Origin of the sequence: Rossellomorea marisflavi (assembly GCF_001274775.1) — a bacterium.
GTDB classification, from domain to species: Bacteria; Bacillota; Bacilli; order Bacillales; family Bacillaceae_B; genus Rossellomorea; species Rossellomorea marisflavi.
This window is the reverse complement of record NZ_LGUE01000005.1, coordinates 159,898-180,610: the sequence shown is the minus strand read 5'-3', so window position 1 is coordinate 180,610 and position 20,713 is coordinate 159,898. Positions and strand designations below refer to the sequence as shown.

Genomic DNA, 20,713 nt, shown 5'->3' with positions numbered 1-20,713 from the left:
GATACCCTCTTTCTAGTTCGTCTCTTTGTTGCTATTAACATTCTTCGATTCGTACTTTTTTATGAGCACGGAACCGGTTTTTGTTTCAGCAAAGAGATGAAGCTTATCCGGAGAGGCTGTTTTACGTGAGAAGCGGATCGATTTCTGCACCACTTCATTTTTTTCTTCCAATACATCGATACCCTCAAGTTCCATTTTGAAACCACCGAGATTCGATTTCGCCTCACCTGAGATGTTGATGTTTTCCGGTACGTAGAAGTCGACGCTTCCCGTCACGGTCTTCGCATGGACGGTATCGGCTTTGTCCCCCGTCAAGGAGCAGACGATGTTCCCATTCAAGGACTGGGCATCCGTATGAAGGATATCACCTTCAACGAGGACCTTCCCGTTGATGGATTCTGCTTCCACATGCTCGGCAGAGACGCGGGTAAGGGTGATGGCCCCGTTTGATGTTTCCACATTGGCCCTTTTAGCTCTCAACCCATCGACGATGATCTTGCCGTTCGCCGCCTTCGCTTTCAGGTCTTCCACTTCGAGGTCATTTGCATTCAGACCGCCGTTAAACAAACGGACGGAGATTTTTTTGTACTGATGTTCAGGCACATAGAATTTCGCATTCACTTTCATCCATTTGGACTGGGTGCCAAAGTACAGGGTATCACCTTCTATGGAGAAGGAGGACGTATCATGGAATTGCTTGAGGCCTTCTTCCCGGTCCTCGGTCCGGTATACCTTTGCATCGCATTCCACCCGGACCTCCGCGCCACTCCATGGATGAATCTCGACCTTGCCGTTCGCCACATCGATATCGATCTTATCAAAGGATACTTCAGGCTGCTGGAATACATGGGACACTTCAACCGATTGACTCAACTGGAAATCGAAATCAAAGTTCTTTATCTTATTGAGGGCTGTATTCATGAAATCAACGACTTTATCCTTGGAATTGGACGAACCGGATGATGTCGACTTTTGTTTGGGCTGATCGTCCGGATCCTGAAAAATCGAAACGAATTCGTCCACGAAGCTTTTCTCCTTCGGTTTCGGTTCTTCAGGTTTCTTATCCAATGCTTCCAAAAGGGCCACGGCTTCCTGAGCAGAAATCGTTCCGTTCTCCAACATATCCAAAATCCGTTTACGCTCTTCATTCATACCCGTTCAACTCCCATTTTCAGATTATCTGAGTACTATCATGAATATAACCGATCACGCAAAGTTATACCTGATCCGTCATTCATTGCTTCTATAGTATGTACGTTTAAAGCGCCCAAAGGTTTCATTCCTTTAAAAAATGTTCTTCACTGTCCCTTACCCTCCTGACAACATAATAAAACGGAGGCGCCCGGGGCACCTCCGTTTCAATCAGTTCGTCACGCCTTCTTTTTCCCTGACTTTCCTTTTCATCCGTTCGCGCTCACGCTCTAGGACCGGCTTCAGGTATTTACCTGTATACGACCCCTTCGCTTCAGCTACCTTCTCGGGAGTTCCGGTGGCTACGATCGCGCCTCCTTTATCTCCACCTTCGGGACCAAGGTCGACGAGGTAATCGGCTGCTTTGATGACATCGAGATTATGCTCGATGACGAGGACCGTATCCCCGTTCTCCACAAGACGCTGAAGGACGACGAGGAGACGCGAAATATCATCCACATGCAAGCCTGTCGTCGGCTCGTCGAGGATATATAGGGAGCGGCCCGTCGAACGGCGATGAAGCTCGGATGCAAGCTTCACGCGCTGCGCCTCCCCTCCGGAAAGGGTCGTGGCAGGCTGCCCGAGGGTGATGTATCCGAGGCCGACATCATAGATGGTTTGAAGCTTCCTTCTGATCTTCGGAATGTTTTCGAAGAACTGCAGGGAGTCTTCCACCGTCATCTCAAGGACATCGGCGATGTTTTTATCCTTGTATTTCACTTCAAGGGTTTCACGGTTATAGCGTTTCCCGTGACAAACCTCACATGGGACGTATACATCAGGAAGGAAATGCATCTCGATCTTGATGATTCCGTCACCACGGCATGCTTCACAGCGGCCGCCCTTCACGTTGAAGCTGAAACGGCCTTTTTTATATCCGCGTACCTTCGCTTCATTCGTGGTGGCGAATACGTCACGGATATCATCGAAGACCCCTGTATAGGTCGCCGGATTCGACCGGGGCGTACGGCCGATCGGGGATTGGTCGATGTCGATGACCTTATCGAGATGCTCGATCCCCTTGATTTCCTTATGAGTCCCAGGCTTCGACTTGGCGTTATGAAGCTTCTGGGCAAGGGACTTATGAAGGATCTCGTTGATAAGGGTACTCTTACCTGAACCCGAGACGCCCGTCACCGCCATGAACAGGCCGAGGGGCAGCTTCACTTTTACGTTATTCAAGTTGTTCTGCTTCGCTCCGAGGATCTCAAGATAACGGCCGTCCGGCTTTCGTCTTTCCTGCGGGAGCGGGATGAACTTCTTCCCGGATAGATATTGTCCGGTCAAGGATTTTTCATCATCCATGACCTCTTGAGGGGTTCCTGCCGAAATGACCTCTCCTCCGTGTTTCCCTGCGCCAGGACCGATATCGACAAGATAGTCCGCTGCCATCATCGTATCTTCATCATGCTCGACGACGATGAGGGTGTTCCCGATATCCCTCATATTCTTGAGGGTATCGATGAGGCGGTCATTATCGCGCTGATGAAGTCCGATTGACGGCTCATCAAGGATGTAGAGCACACCTGTCAGTCGCGAACCGATCTGGGTCGCGAGTCGGATCCTCTGTGCTTCCCCGCCCGACAGTGTACCGGCGGCACGACTGAGGGTCAGATAATCAAGTCCTACGTTCACGAGGAAACCGAGGCGTTCGCGGATTTCCCTCAGGATCAGCCTGGCGATCTGCATATCTTTGTCCGAAAGTTCCAGGGCATCAAAGAATTGATCTGCTTCCTGGATGGAGAAGGCCGTTACCTGCCCGATATGAAGGGAATCGACCTTCACGGCGAGGGACTCTTCCTTCAGCCTGTGTCCATCGCAGCTCGGACAATTTTGGGTAGCCATGTATTTCTCCATCTGTTCCCTTACGTAATCGGAGCTTGTCTCACGGTAGCGTCTCTCCACGTTCGCCATGACGCCTTCAAATCGGAGATAATTCTCTCTGACTTGACCGAAATCATTCTCATAGCGGAAATAGATTTCGTCTTTTCCGCTACCGTGAAGGATTTTGTCCATATCATGCTTCGGCAGGTTCTTCACCGGCACATCCATAGGGATCCCGTAGTGATCACAAACCGCCTTCAACAAGGAAGGGTAATACTGTGAGCTCGTCGGCTCCCACGGGGCGATGGCATGCTCATCAAGGGTCTTATCCCAGTTCGGGATCACAAGCTCTTTATCGACTTCGAGTTTCGTTCCAAGACCGTCACATGTCGGGCATGCACCGAACGGACTGTTGAAGGAGAACATCCTAGGTTCGAGCTCCGAGATGGAGAAGCCGCAGTACGGGCATGCATGATGCTCGCTGAACAGGAGCTCCTCTTCCCCGATCACATCGATGATCACCTGACCACCTGCTAGGCGCAGTGCTGATTCAAGGGAGTCCGATAGTCGTGCAGCCACGCCTTCTTTTACTACGACGCGGTCAATGATGACTTCGATGGTGTGTTTTTTATTTTTCTCTAGGGTGATTTCCTCGCCGAGGTCTTCCACCTCTCCATCGATCCGCACCCTTACATACCCCTGCTTCTTGATATCCTCAAGGGTCTTCGCATGAGTTCCCTTCCGGCCCGATACTACGGGCGCAAGCACCTGAAGTTTTGTGCGTTCCGGATACTCAAGGATGCGATCCACCATCTGTTCGATCGTCTGAGACGTGATTTCGATCCCATGATTCGGACAGATCGGCTTTCCGACCCGTGCAAATAGCAGACGGAGATAATCATAGATCTCTGTTACGGTCCCAACCGTGGAACGTGGATTCCGGCTCGTCGTCTTCTGGTCTATGGAAATTGCCGGTGACAATCCTTCGATGGCGTCCACATCAGGCTTATCCATTTGTCCGAGGAATTGCCTTGCATAGGCAGAAAGGGACTCCACGTAACGCCTTTGACCTTCCGCGTAGATCGTGTCGAAGGCAAGGGATGATTTCCCTGAACCCGAAAGGCCGGTCAGTACGACCAGCTTATCCCTCGGGATGGTGATATCAATATTTTTAAGGTTATGAGCGCGAGCTCCTTGTACGATAATATTTTCCTGCGCCATAAGTCGTTCATCCTTCCGCTTTCAGCTCGAGAATGGTATCGCGAAGCTGGGCTGCCCGTTCGAAATCGAGGGCTTTGGCCGCTTCTTTCATTTCCCCTTCTAGGCTGGCAATAAGTTTTTGTCTCTCCGGTTTGGACAGTTTCGACACATTCGTGCGACCTCCGTCCATCTCCTCTGTTTCCTCCACTTCGCGAGTGGCCTTGATGGCATCCCGGATCTCCTTCTGGATCGTCGTCGGGGTAACGCCGTGCTTCTCGTTGTATTCTTCCTGGATTTCCCGGCGGCGCTTCGTCTCGCTGATCGCCTTCTCCATGGAATCGGTCATCTTGTCTGCGTACATGATGACCTTCCCTTCGCTGTTACGGGCCGCACGTCCGATGGTTTGGATCAAAGATCGTTCGGAACGGAGGAAGCCTTCTTTATCAGCGTCGAGTATGGTCACCAAGGACACTTCCGGTATGTCCAGCCCCTCCCTCAGGAGGTTGATGCCGATGAGGACATCATATTTTCCGAGGCGGAGGTCACGGATGATCTCGATCCTCTCCAGGGTCTTGATTTCAGAATGCAGGTACTGGACCTTGATGCCGATCTCCTTCAGATAAGCACTTAGGTCCTCGGACATCTTCTTGGTGAGGGTGGTGACAAGGACACGTTCGTCCTTCTCCACGCGCTCATTGATCTCCCCGATAAGGTCATCGATCTGCCCCTCGATGGGCCGGACTTCAATAATCGGGTCAAGAAGCCCCGTCGGACGGATGATTTGCTCAACCATCTCCGGACTGTGCTCAAGCTCGTAAGGACCCGGCGTCGCCGACACGTATAGAAGCTGATTCGTCTTCCCTTCGAACTCATCGAACTTCAACGGACGGTTATCCATGGCGGATGGCAAGCGGAATCCATGATCCACGAGCACTTTCTTCCGCGCCTGGTCCCCGTTGAACATCCCGCGCACCTGTGGAAGCGTCACATGGGACTCATCGATGACGATGAGGAAGTCTTCAGGGAAATAATCCATAAGGGTGTAAGGGGTAGAGCCCGGTGGTCTCAGCGTAAGATGACGGGAGTAGTTCTCGATTCCCGAACAGAAGCCCATCTCCCTCATCATCTCAAGATCATAGCGGGTCCGCTGCTCCAGACGCTGGGCCTCGAGGAGCTTATCATCCTCCCTCATGATTTTGAGCTGTTCTTCAAGCTCCTTCTCGATGTTTTCAATGGCCACCTTCATCTTCTCTTCACGGGTAACGAAGTGGGAAGCCGGAAAGATCGCGACATGATCGCGGTCGCCCATGATCTCACCCGTAAGGGCATCGACTTCACGGATCCGGTCGATTTCATCACCGAAAAACTCGACCCTCATGCAGTGTTCATCCCGTGATGCCGGGAAGATTTCCACCACGTCACCGCGGACCCTGAATGTTCCGCGCTGAAAGTCTATATCATTTCGTTCATATTGTATATCCACAAGCTTTCTCAAAAGCTGATTACGTTCGATTTCCATCCCGACTCTCAGAGATAGGACAAGCTCCCTGTATTCTTCCGGATTACCCAACCCGTAGATACAGGATACACTTGCGATGATAATGACATCCTTCCGTTCAAACAGTGCGGAGGTGGCAGAGTGGCGAAGCTTATCGATCTCATCATTGATGCTCGCATCCTTCTCGATGAACGTATCGGTCTGAGGGACATATGCCTCCGGCTGGTAGTAATCGTAGTAACTTACGAAGTACTCTACGGCATTGTCGGGAAAGAATTCCTTGAACTCGCTGTAGAGCTGTCCGGCCAGCGTTTTGTTGTGGGCAATGATAAGAGTGGGCTTCTCCACTTCCTTGATGACATTGGAAACGGTGAACGTCTTTCCCGTCCCCGTCGCCCCGAGGAGCGTCTGGTGGCGTTTGCCTTCCTTGATGCCCTCTACCAGCTTCTTGATTGCCAGGGGCTGGTCCCCTTCAGGTTTGTATTTAGACTTTAGCTCGAATTGATCTTTCACCGTGAAACCTCCTATAGGTAAGGAACAGTATATTCTATGCTTGTCTATACCCATCCCTTGCACTGTCCATTCGTCTCTTCCCATTTTACCACAATCATTCGGAATTTAACCATCAATAAGCGAACAAAAGTTCGTTTTTCTTCCACGAAAAGTTATGGCCTGTGGACAATCGCCGGTTCGACAAACATCCCGCTGACAATCGACAGCATTCGACTACTTTTACACACATCATGTGGATATGTCTGTTGATAACCACTATACCGCTGTGGAAAAGACACCTTCTTACCCACAATTCGTCAAAATTCTTGTGTATTCTTCTAGCGAAACCGCATACAACCTGTGCATAACTCCATGAAACAAAAAAAGAGCACTCCCCATTGGGAATGCCCGGTTATTCACTTTTTTGCCCTTTACCCTTCATCCGTCCGCTGTACCAAAAACCCACGGTCAAACTGGCTGCGTCGATGACGATCAGCAGGATAGAGTCCGTATATCCTTTGGAAACAGAAGCGGCGATCAATGCCACGGTCAAGGCAAGTCCGATGTATCGATTGTAGGTGACCCTCGAAAAGAATACGACGAGGAGGCCGGGCAGGAAGGCTGCCAGAATGATCTTGGACACAGTCAACTCTCCTTAAAGAAGGAATATCAACTAGTTTAACGGATATTACCTGTTCTGGAAAGAGGCATCATGCCCCCGATGATAGAATCCGCTCTGTCCTCTCCTTCAATTCGCTGTGGGGAATGAACTTCTCTGCAAGCATGTCCGGCAAGACGTACTCAAGGAAGTATTTCACACTCGCAAGCTCCTTGAATTTAATGATCGTCGAAAGGGCTTCCTGATAGATTTCCATGAACAGCGGCTCCGGATTTCCTTTTTGGATCTCACCGAATGATTCATAGAGAAGATCGACTTTGTCGGCTACGGATAAGATCCTGCCTTCAAGCGTCTCGTCCTTCCCTTCCTTGAAGCGGTTCCTGTATACATCGTGGAATTGAGGCGGGAATTCTGTCGTGATGAATTTTTTGACCATCTGATCCTCCACCTGGCTGAACAGTTCCCTCAGTTCCTTCGATGCATATTTCACAGGCGTCTTGATATCTCCGGTGAAAAGCTCTGCATAGTCATGATTCAGCGCCTTTTCATACAGGGACTTCCAATCGACCTCATGCCCCTCCTGTTCTTCAACGGTTCCTAGAAATTGCGCAATCTTCGTCACCTTAAAGGAGTGGCTGGCCACATTATGCTGATGATATTTGAATCGACCCGGACAGCGGATGAGCGTCTCGAGGTCTGATAGACTTTTAAAATAGTGATGGATCCCCATTTCGATTCTCCTCTCTAAGGCATACTATGATGATCTGGATGTATTGCCAATGGCAGAAGCCCTTAGCCATAGACTTCCCCGCTTACCTGAATATAAAACAAATCCCCCTTACACGGTGCAAGGAAGGATTTGTTGATTCCATATTAAATCAGTCTGACCGATACGACCCCTTCGATGCTTTCGATCTTCTGCTTCAGTCCCGCCTGCTCTTCTTCCGTCAGGACATGGTCAAGATCGATCATCGTGTAGGCCCATGTAGCCTTGCTTCGATTGATCATATCGGCAATATTGACAGCAAACCCGGAAAGGGCCGTCGTGATCTGGCCAACCATGTTCGGAATATTTTTGTGCATGACAGTGAGTCTCATCTTCCCGCTATAGGGAAGTTCGACATCAGGAAGATTCACGGCATGCTTGATATTCCCGGTTTCAAGGTAGGTCTTCAGCTGCTTCGTCGCCATGACGGCACAGTTCTCTTCCGATTCCACCGTTGAAGCCCCAAGATGGGGAACCGGGACGACATTCTTCATGGAGAGGACCCGGGGATTCGGGAAGTCGGTCACATATTTACCTACAGTCCCAGACTCGAGCGCCTGCCCGAGGGTACTTTCATCCACAAGCTCACCACGTGAGAAGTTCAGGATGGTCATCCCTTCTTTCATCTTGTTGAAGCTCGATCCGTTCACCAAACGATTCGTCTTATCGGTCAGCGGGATGTGGAGGGTGACGAAATCGCACTCCGCCCATACTTCATCGATGTGCATGGCACGGTTGACATCGCGCGAAAGCCTCCAGGCCGCATCCACTGAAATGAACGGATCATACGCAACCACGTCCATTCCCAGGGCCAGTGCATCATTGGCCACGAGGACACCGATGGCACCAAGCCCGACAACGCCCAGCTTCTTGCCTTTGATCTCACTCCCGACAAACTCCTTCTTCTTTGCTTCCACCACAGCTGCCACGTCATCCCCATGTTCCTGGAGGGTTTGTGCCCATCCTACCGCGGAAAAAAGATTCCTAGATGAAGCAATGAGATTGGCAAGGACAAGTTCTTTCACCGCATTGGCATTTGCACCAGGCGTATTGAACACGACGATCCCTTTTTCCGTACACTCGTCGATGGGGATATTATTCACACCGGCACCTGCCCTGGCGATGGCTTTCACAGACTCGGGAAACTCGAAGTCATGTAGATTCTTGGATCTCACAAGAATTCCATCGGGATCACCGCTTCCGTTCAGATAATAATTCAAATCTTCTTCAATAAGGGACAAACCCCTTTGACTGATGGCATTGAATGTATTAATGGTCAACATGTGATGTTCCTCCTTGGTCTGCTTCGAATTCTTTCATGAAATCAACCAGTGCCCTGACTCCTTCAAGGGGCATGGCGTTATAGAGGCTAGCCCGCATTCCGCCGACGGAACGATGACCCTTCAGGAACTCGAATCCGCGCCGTTTCGCCTGTTCCAGGAAGAGCTTATTTACCTCATCACTGTCTGTGGTGAACGGGATATTCATCAGGGAACGGCTCGCTTCCGGAACAGGGTTGGAGAACAGACTGGATTCATCGATACAGCTATAGAGCAATCCCGCTTTTTCCCGATTTAGTGCCTCCATGCCTGCAACACCACCGTTTTCCTTCACCCACTCAAGCACGAGCTTCAGCACATAGATGGCGAATGTAGGAGGCGTATTGAACATGGATCCGTTCTCCACATACGTTTCGTACTTCAACATAGTCGGACATGTCTCCGGTGCTTTTCCGATGAGATCCTTGCGGACGATGGCAACGGTCACCCCGGATGGACCAAGGTTCTTCTGGGCCCCCGCGTAAATCAAACCGAACGAAGACACGTCTATCGGTTCCGAAAGGATATGGGATGACATATCCGCCACGAGGGGAATCCCGCCTGTTTCAGGGTAAGTGGTGTACCTCGTCCCTTCTATTGTATTGTTGGACGTGATGTGGACGTACGATGCCTCAGGAGAGAAATCTTCTTTCGTATAAGCAGGAATGTCTCCCGGTGACTTTATTTGATGGATGGTTCCGATTTTTCCCGCTTCCTTGACGGCTTTCTTCGACCAGCTTCCCGTCACGACATAGTCAGCGACACCATGTTCCCCAAGTAGATTCATCGGGATCATGGAAAACTGAAGTGAGGCGCCTCCTTGAAGAAAAAGAACTTCATACTCTTCAGGAATGTCCATAAGCTCCCTCAGCAAGGTTTCAGCACCCTGGATGATTTCTTCGAACGGACCGGAACGATGACTCAATTCCATGACAGACATGCCAGTCCCGCTGTAGTTCAATAATTCCTTTTGTACTTTTTCCAATACTGGACGGGGGAGAACCGCTGGACCTGCAGAAAAATTGAACACTTGCTTCAACAAAAAACACCACCTGCACATTCGTTCAGAATTTTCCCAAAGTATATGAAGAAACACGGTATCCGTCAACAACCCTGACAAACGAAGAAAACGCTTACGAAGTAGGATTTTAAGAGATAGCGCAAAAATCGTTGGGTTCTTATTGTTTTTGGAATAATCACTTAACCATAAAAAATAAGACAGCAAGAGCTGCCTTATCCTGTCAGTATGTCTTCTTTTGGATAGCGGATCTTCTCTTTACCCGGCCTTGAGAGGGAGTAGGCGAGTGTCAACGGACCCATCTTCCCTGCGAACATGACGAAGATGATGATCCATTTCCCGACGGTGCTTAACTCCGGACTGAAGTTCATAGACAAGCCCACGGTTCCGAAAGCCGATACCACTTCGAATAATAGCGTCTGGAAATCCGCTCCTTTTTCCGAAATGGTAAGGACGAACAACGCCGAGAACACCAAGAGGACACTCAGCGTGGAGATCGCCAGGGATTTCAGGATGATTGTTTGATCGATGGAGCGCCGAAAGATTTTGATATCCTTCTTCTCTCTTAAAAACGCCCCTACTGCCAGAAGAATCATCAGGAATGTCGTCAGCTTAATCCCCCCGCCTGTGGATGCACTTCCGGCTCCGATGAACATAAGAAGGACCGTAAAGAGAATGGTCGGACTTTCCATCTCACCGTAATCAAGCGTATTGAAGCCTGCTGTCCTTGGGGTCACGGCTTGAAAGTAGGAAGCCAACCCCTTATCCCCAAGGGAAAGATGGCCCAGCGTACCCGGGTTGTTATACTCCAGGATAAAAATAATGAGCGTAGCTGCCACGTTGATCATAAGCGTACCCAAAATCATGATCTTGGAGTGGAGGGACAGCTTTCTAAACGCACGGGATTTCCATGCATCTACGAGCACCGTGAACCCTACCCCACCGATGATAAAGAGGAACGACAAAGTGAAATTGATAACGGGATTGCCCACAAACTGCATCATGCTGTCTGACCATAGCCCGAAACCAGCATTATTAAAAGCAGAAACCGAATGGAAGAGGCTATAATAGAGCCCTTGTTCCCAACCATACCGGGGGACCCACTGGGTAGCCAGGAACACCATCCCAATCCCCTCGACCAAAAGCGAGAATGTGAAAAGGTATCTTACTAACATGATCACGCCGCCCACTGATGTCTGATTCAACGACTGCTGCAGCAACAGCCTTTCCTTGAATCCGATTTTCTTCCCGAGCATCATGACAATAAGGACGGCGAATGACATGATGCCAAGTCCCCCAAGCTGTATGAGGCACATGACGACAATCTGGCCGAAAACGGTGTAGACGGAGCCGGTATCGACAACGGCAAGCCCCGTCACCGTCATGGCTGAAGTTGTGGTAAAAAGGGCTTCGAGCCACGTGATCGGCTCAGTCGTCGAGATGGGAAGCTTCAATAGAACCATTCCCACCATGATGAAAAAGGCGAAGACCGCCACCAGCAACTGCGGTGGACTTAACTGGATGACCCTGTACTTCATGGTTATACCCCTTCTTTTTCGAATCGATTGATATCGCGATTATGTCCGATGACAATCAACAGATCTTCCAGTTCAACCGTATCGTCGGCGCTCGGCGAGACAATGACCTCATCTCCCCGGTGGATAGCAATGATATTGCATCCATACCGAGCCCGGACGTCAAGATCCATCAGCGTACGGTTCGCGACTTTGGACGAAGCCCTGACCTCTACGATGCTGTGCTCCTTTGAAAGTTCGATGTAATCGATGATTTTCTCCGATGTCATATGATGAGCGATTTTTTTTGCCATATCCCGTTCAGGATGAATGACCTTGTCTGCACCGATCCTCTCAAGCACCTTCTGATGGTAGGCGTTCGACGCCTTCACCCAAACCTCTTTGACCCCCAGCTCTTTTAGAAGCAGTGTCGTCAGGATGCTCGCCTCCACGCTTTCACCGAATGAAACGATCACGTGATCGAAGTTCCGTAGTCCGAGGGATCTCAAAACGGACTCATCCATGGCGTTGGCCTGGACGGCGTGAGTCGCCACATCCGCGTATCGCTGAACCACCTCTTCGTGCAGGTCGATCGCCAGTACCTCTGTATCAAGCCTGCTCAATTCCTCCACCAGGTTCCCCCCGAATTTTCCAAGACCGATAACGGCGAATTGCTTCTTCATGATGTACTCCTCCAACTGAACGTTACTGATATTTTTGTATCTTTTGTTGTTTCCCACCTGTTCATTCATCTTCCAGGCTTTTGTTTACCTAGGACCTCTTTAAATGAAGGCACAAAAAAAACCGCAGGAACTAAGCCTGTGGTCATCGTCAACACGATTCCAAGGTTCATTCACTCCCATTTACGCTTACGAGGTTAGCTGACGGATTCGGGCCATGGAAGCAGCCCTACCTTAGAAGGATTCACCCCTGTATGAACTCGGGTCCCCCGCTTCTGTAAAGAATTAAGCGATGATATGATATAAAGCAACCAGCTTTGATGATAGATATATTACTCCTAGACACATTCATTGTCTATAACTAATTTAGCCTTTTTTTCGCAAAAAAAGAGAAATGGATGGACCACCATCATTTACTTGCTCCGCCAATGGTTTCGAAGACTTCATTTGGGGAATATTGCTTATAAAATGCAAACTGAAGGGAAGAAGTAGCCATGGCTGACATGACATCAGTCCTGCCTTCCGGTAAGGACAACTCAAAGGATATCAAACCCTGGATCAGGGGGTTCGCCCGCATAGGATTCATATCAAAGGGACTCGTCTATATGCTGATCGGCGCCCTTGCCGTCATGGCGGCATTCGGAGCGGGAGGAAGCACATCAGACTCGAACGGCGCATTCGCAGCCATTGCATCCAAGCCTTTCGGTGAGGTATTATTATGGATCGTCGGTATCGGGCTCCTCGGCGTGGTCATATGGAGCCTCATCCAGGCTATCACCGATCCTGAATACCACGGAGACCAGGGGAAATCCATCGTACGGAGGATCACCCACATCTTTACAGGCGCCGCTTACGGAATCCTCGGCTTCAATGCCATTGCCATCGCTCTTCACGCCAAAGGCGGCTCCAGTTCCGAGCAGACCATGTCTGCAAAACTCCTTTCCCAGCCTTTCGGTCAGTGGATCGTGGGTATCGTAGGGCTGGCCATCATCGGATTCGCCCTTCACGAGCTTTACTCTGCGTATACAGAAAAATTCGCGAAGCAGTTCAAGAAAGGCAGCATGTCAAAGCAGGAGTGGACATTCAGCAAAAGGACAGGAAAAATCGGTCTCACTGCCCGAGGCATCGTATTCCTTCTCGTAGGCTACTTCTTCATCCGGACCGCCATCACGGCAGACCCTGACAAAACAAAAGGTCTGGACGGGGCACTATCCGAAATTGCCCAGCAGCCCTTCGGCAAATGGCTGCTCGCCATCGTGGCAGCCGGACTGTTCCTCTACGGGGTCTTTGAGATCCTCAGAGGGAAGAATCGACATTTAAGCATATTCTAAGCCCATCCCCGGGCTTTTTTATTTGAAAAGAGGTATCAACTATGAAGACATTATGGACGAAATACAAGAGCATATCCCTGATCACGAAAATCACCGTTGCGCTGATCCTTGGGGTCATTGCAGGCGTGACCTTCGGAGAGCGCGCCGCCTCCATTTCCATCCTGGGGGACATCCTTATCCATCTCCTGTCGTTCCTGATCATCCCCCTTATCCTCTTCACACTCATGACAGGGGTGAACCAAACAAGTATAAAAGAACTCGGGAAAACGGGGAGCAAGGTGTTCCTCTACTATCTTCTTTCATCCGCCTTCGCCATCGTCGTGGGGTTGGCTGTCGCGAGCATCTTTCAACCAGGGACAGGAATGGAGCTCGACCAATCCCAATCATTCGATGTTCCCGATGATCCGGGCTTAAAAAGCGTCTTCCTGTCAATCATTCCAGACAATATCACAAAAGCCTTCACCGAACTGAACCTGCAGGGAATCATCTTCACCGCCATCGTGTTCGGGACCGCCATCTCCTATTTGCGTTCCACGAAAGAATACGGTGAACTGGGTGAGCATGTCTTCAAAGTCATCGAGGGACTCAATGAAGCCAGTCTCGCCATCATGAAGGCAATCCTGCACTACCTACCTATCGGCATTTTCGCCATCATGGCCAAAACGGTGGGAGAACAGGGTGCGGGGACACTCCTGTCCCTCGGCAACATGATCATGGTCCTGTATATCGCACTCATCGTCCAGCTGGTTCTCTACACTGTTGCCATGGTTATGGTCAAGATCAACCCCCTTTCGTTTTATTCAAAGGCACGCACTCCCATGATCACGGCCTTCGTGACACAAAGCAGCACCGGCACCCTGCCTTTATCCCTTCAAGCCGCAAGGGAAATGGGGATTCCGAAGAGCCTCTACGGGTTAAGCCTACCCCTTGGTGCAACAATTAACATGGACGGGGCCGCCATCCGCATTGCCGTATCCGCCGTATTCGCAGCAAATGTTGTAGGTGACCCGCTGAGCCTGACTGATATGGTCCTCGTTGTGGTGGTCGGAACCCTCGCCTCCATCGGAACGGCTGGCGTCCCGGGAGCAGGCATCCTCATGATCGCCACGGTGTTCACCCAAATCGGCCTCCCCATGGAAGCCGTTGCCCTCCTGACCGCCATCGACGCCCTTGTCGGCATGGGCTGCACGGCCATCAACATCACGGGTGACCTTGCAGGAACGTCGATCATTCATCGGTTGAGCGGTAGAAAGAAATGAAATAGGGTAAAAGGCTGTCGCGGTGTGCGACAGCCTTTTTGGTGCGGACAATAAGTGAGGTTAAGGTGAATTCTTGTAGAGTAAGTGAATGAGGATGGGACCGTTCCTTTTCGCTACAGGCGCCTGCTTTCCTGCGGGGTCTTGCCATTCTTTCTTTTCAGCTGGAGTCAGGCGTCTTCCACTGCAATTCACTCTTTGGTTCGAGATGAGGTGAGTTTCTATTACTTCTGCACAGTTATCAGAGCCGATTGTTTTTTCGGGTGACACTGTCCGTTACCCATACCGGTTAACTTCATGATAGTGTGCTAAGGTATGGGACCGTTCCTTTTCGCTTCAGACGCCTGCTTTCCTGCGGGAAGGGCGTCAAGCCTCCTCGTGCCTGCGGGGTCTTGCCACTCCTTCTTTTCCGCTGGAGTCAGGCGCCTTTCGCTTCAATCCACTCTTTGGTTCGGGATTAGAGATAAAGGAACCTTAGACTGGTGGGTTTATTTCATAGTTCAGCGATACTGAAAACCAGCGGAGCGGGACCGACTCCAACGGGAAAATGCGGGCAGGGTGAGACCCCGCAAGCATGAGGAGGCTCACCGCACGACCCGTGGAAAGCGGGCTCCCGCAGCGAAACGGAACGACCCCATCTTTCCAGATAACCCCATACTTACAGGATGAGGTCGAAGATAGCCCTATCAAATCCTCCTATAGGCAGAGAATCCCAACCTTCATAGCAAAGAGTGCAGCGATAAGGAACAATCCCCTCTTTTCACTCCCCCATAAATGCTGGATGGGATAAAGGTATCCCTCTCCAAAACCCTTATAGGTGGAGAACTGAATCAAGCTACCACCACACAGTGCAGTGCAGCGGAGGACGGACGACTCCCGCGGGAATAGAGGCAAGGTTGAGACCCTGCAGGCGCAGCCGAAGCGGCTCAACTGCCTCCCCGCAGGAAAGCGGCCGACCGCAGCGAAACGAAACGGTCCCCTCTTTCCACTCCACCCATACCTACTGGATGGGAATGAAGATAGACCGATCAAACCTTAGGTAAAGAACTCAATCACCCTGTAACCAAAGAGTGCAGTGCAGCGGAGGACGGCCGACTCCCGCGGGAATAGAGGCAAGGTTGAGACCCTGCAGGCGCAGTCGAAGCGGCTCAACTGCCTCCCCGCAGGAAAGCGGGCTCACGCAGCGAAACGGAACGTGCCCCTCTTTTCACTCCACCCATACCTACTGGATGGGAATGAAGATAACCCCCCAAAAAAAAATCCCCCACCGGCATCAAACCAGTGAGGGATTTCCCTTATCCTCCAAGAAACACAGCACCGTACACGAGCGCCCCGCCAATCACAAACGCAGGACTCACCTTCCACCTCTCCAACAAGAGATAGCTGGCAACCCCGATAATCAACGTCTGCACAATCCCGATCCCACCATACGAATCCACAAGGAATTCCATCGTCATGATACCAAGCAGGATCGCAATCGTCGGCCTGACGATCGTCGTCATGTTCTTCACCTTAGGAGAATCTTTAAACTTCATCAACAATCCGAGCAAGAACAGCATCAGCAGCAGCGAAGGAGCAATCGTCGAGAACAACCCGATCGCGGCCCCCAGCACACCGCCTTGCTGATAGCCGATATAGCCGGCCATTTTCGTATTGATCGGACCCGGAAGCGCATTGGCAAGGGCGAGCATTTCGCTGAACTGACTATCCGTCAGCCATCCGTACCGGTCCACGACCTCCGCCTGGATAAGGGGGATCGAGGACGGCCCGCCGCCATACCCTAAGATATTCGGAACAAAGAAAGCCATGAAAATATGCACATATGTCATGAAGCTTTCACCTGCTTTTCATTCACAGGTTTCTTAGACATAAGGGCAAGCCCGAGTAACACTGCAATCACAATTCCCGGGTGCACGCCAAGTCCTGAAAGTAGTAACAGGCTCACTGCCAAGAGTCCGATCGTGATTTTCCAGCCGAGGCTCTTCTTCGACTTTTTCACAAAGTCCCACGTCAGGACACCGAGCATGACCGCGACCACGGGGACGACCGCCTGGGACATTCCGTGGACCCACGGGCGGTCCTTGTAGGAATTCAAGGCCGTCAGCATCAGGATCAAGAGCAGGACGGTCGGGACGCTTGTGGCGATGATGCTCACGAGCATGCCGAGCACTCCCCCCACCCGATGCCCGATATATCCGGCCATCTTCGTTGCAATCGGTCCAGGCAGGGCATTTGCCAAAGCGAGGGTATCCGAAAACTCATCGTCACTCATCCATTTATATTTCTCGACTACTTCTTTATGAAATAGTGGTATGGAGGAAGGACCCCCCCCGAATCCAAGCATCCCTACGCGGAAAAATGCCAGAAATAACTGCCACTGTTTCATTCATCACACCTCATTTCAATCGTTAGCGGGGTCTCCTACCAAGCGGAGATGGCCCCGTCCGTACGGGATTCCGTCCCTCCCATTAAAACACCATTGGTAGGGTTTCTCCAAATGATTTGCCCCCGGCCAAATGAACCGTGATCGGTCGCGACCTGAATCTCGTGACCGCGCCTGGCGAGTGCTTGTGCGATGTGATTCGGGAATGTCGGTTCGACAGCTACCTGTTTACCCTTCATCCACTGCCATCTTGGTGCATCGAGGGCAGCCTGTGGATTCAGATGAAAATCAATGGTGTTCATGACGACTTGAAAATGACCTTGAGGCTGCATGTAGCCCCCCATGACGCCGAATGGGCCAACAGCCTCGCCTGCTTTCGTCAGGAAGCCAGGAATGATTGTATGGTATGTCTTCTTTCCAGGTTGAAGGGCGTTCGGATGCGTTGGATCCAAGGAGAAATCATGTCCGCGGTTTTGCAGTCCGATCCCGGTGCCAGGCACCACGATTCCGGATCCGAAGCCCATATAGTTGCTCTGGATGAATGAAACCATATTCCCTTCTCCATCAGCAGTGGCTAGGTATACGGTTCCCCCTTTGGGAGGCTCATATTCCGTAGGGGTGATGGCTTCTTCCCCGATGACAGAGCGCCTTGCTTCGGCATATTCTTCGCTCAGGAGATGCTCAACGGAGACGGGCATATCCTTCTCTTCTGTGATGAACGCTTTTCCGTCGGTAAAGGCGAGCTTCATGGCTTCGATTTGTTTATGGTATGTATCGATGCTCTCCTTCTCCGTGACGTCAAAGCCTTTCATGATGTTCAGCCCCATGAGGGTGACAAGGCCCTGGCCGTTCGGTGGGATTTCCCACACATCGTATCCTTTATAATCAGTAGAAATCGGCTTCACCCATTGTGGTCGGTAGGAGGCGAGGTCCTCTTTTGACAGGAAGCCTCCGCCCTGTTGGACAGCTTCCGCTATTTGTCCGGCCAAGTCTCCCCGGTAGAAGCTTTCCGCCTTCGTTTCTGCAATGGAGCGGAGGGTTTCCGCATGACCTTTCGAAGACCATACTTCCCCGATTTCCGGAGCCCTGCCTTCCGGGGCAAAGGTGTCGAACCACGCCTGATATTCCTCTCCTTTGAAAGAATCTCTGAACTTCTTATGGGCGAGACTCCAATACTTGCCGAGTACCGGGCTGATCGGGTACCCTTCTTCCGCATAGGCGATCGCCGGTGCCAACACCTCGGTCAATGGCAGTTTACCGAAGCGTTCCGAAAGTTCAGCCCATGCTGACGGAGCTCCCGGGACCGTGATGGGAATCGCGCCGTGTACCGGCATGGTGTCGTGTCCCTTTTCCTTCACAGCCTCAATGGAAATGGATGCAGGCGATGGACCACTTGCATTGAGTCCGTGAAGTTCTCCCTTCACCCATACAAGGGCGAATGCGTCCCCACCGATTCCGTTCGAAGTCGGTTCGACGACGGTCAGGGCTGCAGCCGTAGCGATGGCTGCATCAATGGCGTTCCCTCCTTTTTGGAGGATCTCCAAACCTGCCTGGGAGGCGAGGGGCTGGGAAGTCGCCACCATTCCTTTTTTGGCAAACACTGTGTTACGTATGGAGGAATACGGTTGATACAGGTGATCCATGTTCATAAAACTTCACGTCCTTTTTCTACATGATGACAGGCGACAAAATGCTGATCGCCCATGTCCCGCCATTCGGGTTTCTTCTGTTTGCAGAGGTCTGTAGCGATGGGACATCTTGTGTGGAACGCACAGCCTGACGGTGGATTTGCCGGATTTGGGATTTCTCCCTCCAGGCGGATGCGCTTTCGATCCTTCTGAATGGATGGCCTTGGTATCGATGATAATAGTGCTTTCGTATAAGGATGTAGCGGATTGGTGTACAGCTGTTCCGCTGAAGCTAGTTCAGCCGTATTACCAAGGTACATGACCATGACCCGGCTGCAGAAGTAGCGGACGACACCGAGATCATGGGAGATGAAGAGATACGTCAACCCATATTTGGACTGGAGGGTCTTCAGGAGCTTCAGAACCTGCGCCTGCACAGATACATCGAGTGCAGACACAGCTTCATCACATACAACAACAGATGGATTCAACGCAATGGCGCGGGCGATGCCGATCCGCTGACGCTGACCTCCACTGAATTCATGGGGTAGACGATCATAGTGATCTTCCTTCAGTCCGACCTCTCTCAATAAGTCTATCACTTTCTTCTTCCGCTCAGAGGCTGAAAGATCCGTATGGATGACAAATACTTCTTCAAGTGCCGCTCCGATCTTTTGCCTCGGGTTCAGGGATGCGTATGGATCCTGGAAGATCATCTGCATCTGCTTCTTAAATGGAAGACGCTGGCGATTCGAGAGGCTCTGAACCTCTTTCCCCTGGAAGATGACCTTCCCGTCCGTGACATCCTCAAGCCCGAGGATCGTACGGCCGAGGGTCGACTTCCCACACCCTGATTCCCCTACGACTCCAAGGCTCTCACCTTCGAATAACTCGAGTGATACCTCTTCTACGGCCTTCACATGACCTTGGATGCGTTTCAGCATCCCGCCTTTGATCGGGTAATATTTTTTGACTCCTTCGAGTTTAAGAATGGACGGTTTCTCTCGTAGTGCAGACATCCTCATCAGCCTCCTGTAGCCAGCATTTCACCTTGTGTTCACCCGCCACGATGTATTCAGGCGGTGTCTCGGATTTGCAACGGTCCATTGCATATGGACAGCGGGGATGGAACCTGCAGCCGCTGATCTGCTCATCGATGTTCGGCAGGGATCCTGGTATCGCTTCAAGTTCAAAGTCCGGATCATCCAGGTTCGGAACCGAGTTTAGTAGCCCCTTTGTGTAGGGATGCTGAGGGTTTTCGAAGATAGACTCCACGTTCCCTTCTTCGATCTTTTCTCCTGCGTACATGACCATGACGCGATCGGCGACTTCCGCCACGACACCCATGTCATGGGTGATCATCATGACCCCCATCCCGTATTGCTCTTTCGCGTCCTGGATCAGATCGAGGATCTGGGCCTGAATCGTTACATCCAGCGCCGTGGTCGGCTCATCGGCAATCAATAGCTTCGGGGAGCAGGCGAGGGCGATGGCAATCATCACCCGCTGCCTCATCCCTCCGCTTAGTTCATGGGGATACTGCTTCATCCGTTTTTCGGGATAGGGGATCCCTACCTGCTTCAAGAGATCGATTCCTTGCTTCGTCGCCTCGCTCTTCCCGATTTGCTTATGCAGCATCAGCGGCTCCCTGAGCTGGTAGCCGATCGTGAGGACCGGGTTCAAGGCGGTCATCGGTTCCTGGAAGATCATCGACATGTCTTTTCCCCTTATTTTCCTGAGTTGCTCAGGCGAATAGGCAACAAGATCATTCCCGTCGAACTCAATGCTTCCTTCTTTGATCGAGCCATTGCTTGGAAGTAGCCCCATGACGGAGAGGGAGGTAATGCTTTTCCCGCATCCCGACTCCCCTACGACACAAAGCGTCTCACCTTTTTTCACGGAGAAGGAGATGCCCCGCACGGCAGATACTTCTCCGTTAGCTGTGCGGAAGGCAGTGACCATATTCTTTACATATAATAGATCTGTCTTCATCG

17 protein-coding genes and 1 riboswitch are annotated in these 20,713 nt (G+C 51.2%); of the genes, 3 read left to right on the top strand and 14 right to left on the bottom strand.

The window, feature by feature from the left end; genetic code table 11:
• Positions 1-12 precede the first annotated feature (12 nt).
• From AF331_RS16100 to AF331_RS16060, 9 genes are all read right to left on the bottom strand, one after another.
• Positions 13-1,152 carry a DUF4097 family beta strand repeat-containing protein gene (locus AF331_RS16100; protein ID WP_053429114.1) on the bottom strand — a complete coding sequence of 380 codons (1,140 nt, stop codon included), beginning with the start codon at positions 1,150-1,152 and terminating at the stop codon, positions 13-15.
• Between the two features lie 210 nt (positions 1,153-1,362).
• The gene (gene uvrA / locus AF331_RS16095; protein WP_053429113.1) at positions 1,363-4,236 is read right to left on the bottom strand and encodes an excinuclease ABC subunit UvrA; all 2,874 of its coding nucleotides are present in this window, start codon (positions 4,234-4,236) and stop codon (positions 1,363-1,365) included.
• 7 nt (positions 4,237-4,243) lie between these two features.
• The gene (gene uvrB, locus AF331_RS16090; protein WP_053429112.1) at positions 4,244-6,226 is read right to left on the bottom strand and encodes an excinuclease ABC subunit UvrB; all 1,983 of its coding nucleotides are present in this window, start codon (positions 6,224-6,226) and stop codon (positions 4,244-4,246) included.
• 391 nt (positions 6,227-6,617) lie between these two features.
• Positions 6,618-6,848 (bottom strand): CsbA family protein, encoded by a 231-nt coding sequence (locus AF331_RS16085; RefSeq protein WP_053429111.1) that lies wholly within the window; start codon positions 6,846-6,848, stop codon positions 6,618-6,620.
• A 67-nt stretch (positions 6,849-6,915) separates the two neighbouring features.
• Complete coding sequence (locus AF331_RS16080) at positions 6,916-7,554, bottom strand: HD domain-containing protein (RefSeq protein WP_053429110.1); 639 nt, start codon at positions 7,552-7,554, stop codon at positions 6,916-6,918.
• 143 nt (positions 7,555-7,697) lie between these two features.
• Complete coding sequence (locus tag AF331_RS16075) at positions 7,698-8,873, bottom strand: phosphoglycerate dehydrogenase (protein ID WP_053429109.1); 1,176 nt, start codon at positions 8,871-8,873, stop codon at positions 7,698-7,700.
• On the bottom strand, positions 8,860-9,948 hold the full coding sequence (gene serC / locus AF331_RS16070) for a 3-phosphoserine/phosphohydroxythreonine transaminase (RefSeq protein WP_053429386.1): 1,089 nt from the start codon (positions 9,946-9,948) through the stop codon (positions 8,860-8,862). The genes AF331_RS16075 and serC overlap by 14 nt, the downstream gene beginning before the upstream one ends.
• Positions 9,949-10,142: 194 nt before the next feature.
• Entirely contained in the window at positions 10,143-11,465 is a 1,323-nt protein-coding gene (locus tag AF331_RS16065) for a TrkH family potassium uptake protein (RefSeq protein WP_053429108.1), read from the bottom strand.
• 2 nt (positions 11,466-11,467) lie between these two features.
• Positions 11,468-12,124 carry a potassium channel family protein gene (locus AF331_RS16060; RefSeq protein ID WP_053429385.1) on the bottom strand — a complete coding sequence of 219 codons (657 nt, stop codon included), beginning with the start codon at positions 12,122-12,124 and terminating at the stop codon, positions 11,468-11,470.
• 168 nt (positions 12,125-12,292) lie between these two features.
• Positions 12,293-12,423, bottom strand: a riboswitch (cyclic di-AMP (ydaO/yuaA leader).
• A gap of 192 nt (positions 12,424-12,615) precedes the next feature.
• On the opposite strand from AF331_RS16060, the gene AF331_RS16055 reads away from it, so the two are divergent.
• The 3 genes from AF331_RS16055 (at position 12,616) to AF331_RS22535 (ending at position 15,747) form a co-directional block, all read left to right on the top strand.
• Entirely contained in the window at positions 12,616-13,452 is an 837-nt protein-coding gene (locus tag AF331_RS16055; protein WP_235576420.1) for a DUF1206 domain-containing protein, read from the top strand.
• Positions 13,453-13,493: 41 nt separating this feature from the next.
• The gene (locus AF331_RS16050) at positions 13,494-14,711 is read left to right on the top strand and encodes a dicarboxylate/amino acid:cation symporter (protein ID WP_053429107.1); all 1,218 of its coding nucleotides are present in this window, start codon (positions 13,494-13,496) and stop codon (positions 14,709-14,711) included.
• A gap of 850 nt (positions 14,712-15,561) precedes the next feature.
• Entirely contained in the window at positions 15,562-15,747 is a 186-nt protein-coding gene (locus AF331_RS22535; RefSeq protein ID WP_160316573.1) for a hypothetical protein, read from the top strand.
• A gap of 256 nt (positions 15,748-16,003) precedes the next feature.
• Here the strand turns inward: AF331_RS22535 and AF331_RS16045 are convergent, their stop codons facing one another.
• The 5 genes from AF331_RS16045 to AF331_RS16025 are packed head-to-tail and all read right to left on the bottom strand — an operon-like array spanning position 16,004 to position 20,711.
• Positions 16,004-16,537, bottom strand: a complete 534-nt coding sequence (locus AF331_RS16045) for a chromate transporter (protein WP_053429106.1) — start codon at positions 16,535-16,537, stop codon at positions 16,004-16,006.
• A complete protein-coding gene (locus AF331_RS16040; RefSeq protein ID WP_053429105.1) occupies positions 16,534-17,094 on the bottom strand; it encodes a chromate transporter in 561 nt (186 codons plus the stop codon). Before AF331_RS16040 ends, AF331_RS16045 begins: the two co-directional genes overlap by 4 nt.
• Positions 17,095-17,129: 35 nt before the next feature.
• Complete coding sequence (locus tag AF331_RS16035) at positions 17,130-18,740, bottom strand: gamma-glutamyltransferase family protein (protein WP_053429104.1); 1,611 nt, start codon at positions 18,738-18,740, stop codon at positions 17,130-17,132.
• Positions 18,737-19,738 (bottom strand): ABC transporter ATP-binding protein, encoded by a 1,002-nt coding sequence (locus AF331_RS16030; RefSeq protein ID WP_053429103.1) that lies wholly within the window; start codon positions 19,736-19,738, stop codon positions 18,737-18,739. The genes AF331_RS16035 and AF331_RS16030 overlap by 4 nt, the downstream gene beginning before the upstream one ends.
• Positions 19,704-20,711, bottom strand: coding sequence for an ABC transporter ATP-binding protein (locus tag AF331_RS16025; protein WP_053429102.1), 1,008 nt, complete (start codon positions 20,709-20,711; stop codon positions 19,704-19,706). The genes AF331_RS16030 and AF331_RS16025 overlap by 35 nt, the downstream gene beginning before the upstream one ends.
• Between the last annotated feature and the right edge of the window lie 2 nt (positions 20,712-20,713).

Excerpts from the sequence above, each read along its gene's own strand:
- AF331_RS16040 (WP_053429105.1), bottom strand. The coding sequence starts at position 17,094 with ATGAAACAGTGGCAGTTATTTCTGGCATTTTTCCGCGTAGGGATGCTT.
- AF331_RS16035 (WP_053429104.1), bottom strand. The coding sequence starts at position 18,740 with ATGAACATGGATCACCTGTATCAACCGTATTCCTCCATACGTAACACA.
- AF331_RS16055 (WP_235576420.1), top strand. The coding sequence starts at position 12,616 with ATGGCTGACATGACATCAGTCCTGCCTTCCGGTAAGGACAACTCAAAG.
- AF331_RS16060 (WP_053429385.1), bottom strand. The coding sequence starts at position 12,124 with ATGAAGAAGCAATTCGCCGTTATCGGTCTTGGAAAATTCGGGGGGAAC.
- AF331_RS16025 (WP_053429102.1), bottom strand. The coding sequence starts at position 20,711 with ATGAAGACAGATCTATTATATGTAAAGAATATGGTCACTGCCTTCCGC.
- AF331_RS16100 (WP_053429114.1), bottom strand. The coding sequence starts at position 1,152 with ATGAATGAAGAGCGTAAACGGATTTTGGATATGTTGGAGAACGGAACG.
- uvrA (WP_053429113.1), bottom strand. The coding sequence starts at position 4,236 with ATGGCGCAGGAAAATATTATCGTACAAGGAGCTCGCGCTCATAACCTT.
- AF331_RS16075 (WP_053429109.1), bottom strand. The coding sequence starts at position 8,873 with ATGTTGACCATTAATACATTCAATGCCATCAGTCAAAGGGGTTTGTCC.
- AF331_RS16080 (WP_053429110.1), bottom strand. The coding sequence starts at position 7,554 with ATGGGGATCCATCACTATTTTAAAAGTCTATCAGACCTCGAGACGCTC.
- AF331_RS16050 (WP_053429107.1), top strand. The coding sequence starts at position 13,494 with ATGAAGACATTATGGACGAAATACAAGAGCATATCCCTGATCACGAAA.
- AF331_RS16065 (WP_053429108.1), bottom strand. The coding sequence starts at position 11,465 with ATGAAGTACAGGGTCATCCAGTTAAGTCCACCGCAGTTGCTGGTGGCG.
- AF331_RS16030 (WP_053429103.1), bottom strand. The coding sequence starts at position 19,738 with ATGTCTGCACTACGAGAGAAACCGTCCATTCTTAAACTCGAAGGAGTC.
- AF331_RS16045 (WP_053429106.1), bottom strand. The coding sequence starts at position 16,537 with ATGACATATGTGCATATTTTCATGGCTTTCTTTGTTCCGAATATCTTA.